Source organism: uncultured Veillonella sp., from assembly GCF_900545205.1.
Classification (GTDB): Bacteria; Bacillota; Negativicutes; order Veillonellales; family Veillonellaceae; genus Veillonella.
This window is the reverse complement of the sequence record NZ_UQYC01000100.1, coordinates 1-5,112: the sequence shown is the minus strand read 5'-3', so window position 1 is coordinate 5,112 and position 5,112 is coordinate 1. Positions and strand designations below refer to the sequence as shown.

Genomic DNA, 5,112 nt, shown 5'->3' with positions numbered 1-5,112 from the left:
AAGCAGCAGCATCAAATGCAGTTGCTAATATTTTTAAATAAAATTTTTGACGATTTTTGACGAATTGGATATTCAACCGTTAAAAGGTACAGTAAATAAGTACTTCTTTAAACTTACAATCTTAACGATCATATAGAGCTGCGTTGCATTTTTTATAATTTGAATATCTGCTGTTTCCTTCGCAGTTCGTGCTCGATCGGCAGCAGATAAAAATTGTGGCATCGCAATGGCCGCTAATATGGCAATAACTGCCACGACAACCATTAATTCAACGAGAGTAAATCCACCTTTTCTCGACTTCTTGAGATTTTCTCGAACATTATTAATATGTAGATGTTCTACAATCCATTGACTACATATTTCTAATCGATGATTTAATCCATGAACTAAATGCATAACAGAACTCATAATATCCTCCTTTTATCATTATTAATTCTGTAAAATAGCTTGATAACAATGCCTACTACCCTCCCAATTTAGCAATAGACGTAAACAACGGATACATAACAGACACAACCAAAACGGCTACACCGATTCCCATCAAGGTCAGTAAAATTGGTTCTAATAGTCTCTCAAGACGGGCAATATATTTTGAAAGTATAGATTCATAATAATGTCCACAATGTTCTAACATCTTTACGAGTTCTCCACTTTCTTCTCCAATAGAGATCATTTGCCATATAAAGGAATTTCCAATATTCTCCGTTCTCAGACTCTCTTCAAAAGAATGGCCTGATAATAATTTTGCCTCTACCTTTTCACTACATTCGGCACCATATATATTGCCCCATAAAGGTCTTGTAATATTCATAGTGTGAATAATAGAAATTCCAGAATCTAACAAAAGCGCCCAAACTTTTAACATACTTGTATAGTAAATGCAGGTCATCCATTGGTATCGGTGAGCCAACTGCCAAAGCCAACGATGTACTTTGCGTTTTATACTATGTTGATGATATGCAAAGACCATAGCCCCTAGGCCTACACAATGCAGAATAACAACCACTATGGGATGATTCTTTAGCCCTTGTCCTAATGCAAAGAGGGCTCGCGTCATCACTGGTAATGTAATATGCATGGTAGTAAAAACCTTTTCAAAGGATGGAACGATAAACAAGATGGTAACAAGAAAAAAGATATTCATTAATACAAGTAAAAATAATGGATAGGAAATAGCACTGATAACCTTTTGCCGTACCTGTCGCTCCCAATCATAGTGACGTGATATATATTGCAAGCTTTCTCCTAATGTACCTGCAGCCTCTCCACTTTCTAGTAAAGCCAGTGCAATGGCAGGACAACCTTCACTTCGCAATGCTTGAGACAACGTTTGACCACGCTCAATCGATTCATATAAGGCTGTATACAAAAGGCCTATTTTCCCTTGACATAGTAACTGTAATGCTCGTCGTAAAGGTACGCCAGATTCGATGAGTAGTCCTAATTGGTAGGTTACATCTACTACCATGGCATGATTCCACTTATGTTTCTTCTTATTTACTTGTAAAGTAATTTTATAAATCTTATATCCATCTCGCTTTAACCGTGTACCGACCTCCTGTTCTGAATCCGCCCATATTAAACCTTTGATCGTTTCATTATTCTTATCTTTTACGACATATTCATAAGCCTCCATACCTTCACCTACGATAATTGTTGATCTAATAATGTATGTAGTTGTTGCTGAGAGCCATATTGTACCTTCGCATCTCGTACGGCCATCTCTAGTGTTTTCATAGGTAGTTGTGTTTCTTGAATAGAAATGATTTGTGGTTCCTTACGAGTACGTATCAAATTCGCTACCGCATGCGTGTTTAGCAAAATATCACGGATGGTAATGAACTTTTTATTCCATCTAAGGAGCCGTTGACATATAACTGCACGTAGTACTTGTGATATTTGACTACGCACCTCCTCTTGTTGTTCTCCAGGGAATAATGAAATCATGCGGTGAACAGCCATTACAGCCCGCTGTGTATGCATGGTTGCCATCACAAGATGACCTGTTTCGGCTGCATGAAGAGCAGCCTCTAAGGTTTCTCGATCTCGGAGTTCTCCTACCATAATGACATCTGGATCCTCACGCAATGCATCCCGAATACCGTCAGACATAGACTTAATATCTGCACCTAATTGGCGTTGATGAATTAACGATTTCTTAGGTTTAAACTCAAATTCGATAGGGTCTTCTAACGTGATGATATGGCGCTCCATCGTTTGATTTATATAATCAATACAGCAAGCTAAGGTAAAACTTTTACCACTGCCTGTAGGCCCACAAACGAGCAATAAACCATCATGAGATTCACATAATTTTTGTAGCAGTTGGCCTTCACTATTATCATCTAGTTTAAGTTGTTGATGACACAATAAACGCAATGTGCCACATACAGTTTGATTAGCTCGATACAGATGAACACGAATGCGTACACCACAACAGGAACAAGCCTCATCAAGAGATTGCCATTCATACGATGCTATACCACAACGTCGTAAAATATCTTCAATCAATGTAGTCGTACATACAAATCGAGTAGCCTTTAATCCATCACCATGTCTCAAATAGATAGGCTCGCCACATTGTAGATGAATATCTGTTGATGATAAGTGTATAGCCTCTTCAACAATGGTTTCTAAACTTTCACTATTACAGCATGAGTCCACAACGATGCACCTCCTCTATAGATGTAACATGTTGAGCTACGGCTTCACGGGCAGAATCTTCTAAGGACAGTAATACATGTGCCTCTAATTGATCCCACTGAGCCGAATTCGCAGGTATCTCTAAATATTCAAACAGAGCCGTCCGCCCGTGATACGATGTACCATCAAATTTTCTGACTAGACGCTGTGCAATAGCACCCATCAAGGTAGCCCGTATTAAATATGGTTCTACCCCCATATCCATGAGCCGCGTTACAACGCCTGTAGCTGTATTGGTATGAATGGTGGATAATACGCGATGTCCGGTTAATGCTGATTTAACAGCCAGCTCCGCCGTCTCCTTATCACGAATCTCACCAATCATAATCGTATCTGGATCTTGCCGCAGCACAGACCTTAACCCTTTTGCAAAGGTAAAGCCGATTTTTTCGTTAATACCAATTTGAATGGCTCCTTTAATTTCTGCCTCTACAGGATCCTCAAGGCAAATAAGCTTTGTTTCTTCTAAATTCAACATGCGGAGCATCGCATATAAGGTAGCAGTCTTGCCGCTTCCCGTAGGTCCACAGATAAGTAACAATCCATAAGGACGTTTTAATAGCTGTTCAATATGATCAAAAATATCTGCACGCATACCTAACGCTTTTAGATCTTTATGACTTCCTTCATTACCCATGAGCCGACAGACTAATGTCTCACCATATAGACTAGGCAATGTGGATACGCGCATTGTTACAGATCTGTCCTTATGACTCCATGCCCAACGACCATCTTGAGGCAATCTCTTTTCACTAATATCTAACGTACTACATACCTTGATACGGTTAATAATAAGTTCTGCCTCTTCATTTGATACAATCATATGCGTTTGTAACAATCCATCTTGTCGTAATCTAATTTGTACACCACTTTTAGTTGGATCAAAGTGAATATCGCTGACATGATGCTCTAATGCATACAGAATAATATCGTCTAATGTTACATCTACATACATGGTCACCTCCTATACCTTGCGGTATGTTTTTACCTCACACTAGCGTATGGCGTTATATGGTTCGACATCACATCTTTAATTCCTCTTTTATTTTTGAAAATCCACGAAGCGAAAACTTTTTTATTTTAGGCATACAAAAAAGGCGCCCCGAAGGGCGCCCTTATTGGATTATTAGATATAACGTAACTTATTTTAAGTTATAGAAAACGTCATTACCTTTATATTGAGCTGTTTCGTATAACATTTCTTCAATGCGAAGCAATTGGTTATATTTTGCTACACGTTCAGAACGAGCAGGTGCACCAGTCTTAATTTGACCAGCATTTACAGCTACAGCAATATCAGCAATAAATGTATCTTCTGTTTCACCAGAACGGTGAGATACTACACATGTATAGCCAGCGCGTTTAGCAAGCTCCATAGCATCGAATGCTTCTGTTAAAGTACCGATTTGGTTAACTTTTACAAGAATAGAGTTACCTACACCAAGCTCAATACCACGAGCTAAACGTTTTGTATTAGTTACGAATAAATCATCACCAACAAGTTGTACGCGATCGCCAAGGCGTTCTGTCAATAATTTCCAGCCATCCCAATCTTCTTCAGCAAGACCATCTTCGATGGATACGATTGGATATTTACCTACTAAGTACTCATAGAAATCTACCATTTCAGCGGCTGTTTTAACTTTGCCTTCACCAGCTAGATTGTATTTACCATCTTCATAGAATTCAGAAGATGCAGAATCAAGAGCTAATTTGAAGTCTTTACCAGGTTCATAACCAGCAGCTTTAATAGCTTCACAAATTACTTCTAATGCTTCTTCGTTAGATGCCAAGTTTGGAGCAAAACCACCTTCATCACCTACGGCAGTGCTAAGACCTTTATCATGAAGTACAGATTTCAATGTATGATATACTTCTGCACAGCTGCGAAGAGCTTCTGCGAAGGAAGTAGCGCCTACAGGCATAATCATGAATTCTTGGATATCTACGTTATTATCCGCATGAGCGCCACCATTCAAGATGTTCATCATAGGAACTGGTAATTCTTTTGCGTTGAAACCGCCAAGGTATGCAAATAATGGCAAATCTAAAGATTCAGCCGCCGCACGAGCTACAGCCATGGACACACCAAGAATTGCATTAGCACCAAGGTTAGATTTATTGTCTGTACCATCTAATTTCAACATCAAGTTATCGATTGCTACTTGTTCAGTCGCATCATAACCAATAATGGCAGGACCAATTTTAGCATTTACATTGTCGATAGCTGTTAATACACCTTTACCGGAGTAACGAGATTTATCACCATCACGTAATTCTACAGCTTCAAATTTTCCTGTGGAAGCACCAGATGGAACTGCTGCTGTAGCAATAGTACCATCTTCTAAACATACTTCAACTTCAACTGTTGGATTACCGCGGGAATCTAAAATCTCTCTTGCAATGACT

General features: G+C 39.0%; 4 protein-coding genes and 1 pseudogene. All 5 read right to left on the bottom strand.

All coding sequences use genetic code 11. The features are described 5' to 3' along the window. Positions 1–126: 126 nt before the first annotated feature. Positions 127–408: pseudogene (locus QZR70_RS08405) on the bottom strand (prepilin-type N-terminal cleavage/methylation domain-containing protein); the annotation flags it as partial. 55 nt (positions 409–463) lie between these two features. Next, on the bottom strand, positions 464–1,636 hold the full coding sequence (locus QZR70_RS08400; RefSeq protein ID WP_295794466.1) for a type II secretion system F family protein: 1,173 nt from the start codon (positions 1,634–1,636) through the stop codon (positions 464–466). Between the two features lie 8 nt (positions 1,637–1,644). Continuing rightward, complete coding sequence (locus QZR70_RS08395; RefSeq protein WP_295794463.1) at positions 1,645–2,664, bottom strand: type IV pilus twitching motility protein PilT; 1,020 nt, start codon at positions 2,662–2,664, stop codon at positions 1,645–1,647. After that, a complete protein-coding gene (locus QZR70_RS08390; RefSeq protein ID WP_295794461.1) occupies positions 2,648–3,658 on the bottom strand; it encodes a GspE/PulE family protein in 1,011 nt (336 codons plus the stop codon). Before QZR70_RS08390 ends, QZR70_RS08395 begins: the two co-directional genes overlap by 17 nt. Before the next feature lie 187 nt (positions 3,659–3,845). Further along, positions 3,846–5,112: phosphopyruvate hydratase (eno, locus tag QZR70_RS08385; RefSeq protein WP_295794459.1), on the bottom strand; the 1,267-nt coding region annotated here is incomplete at its 5' end.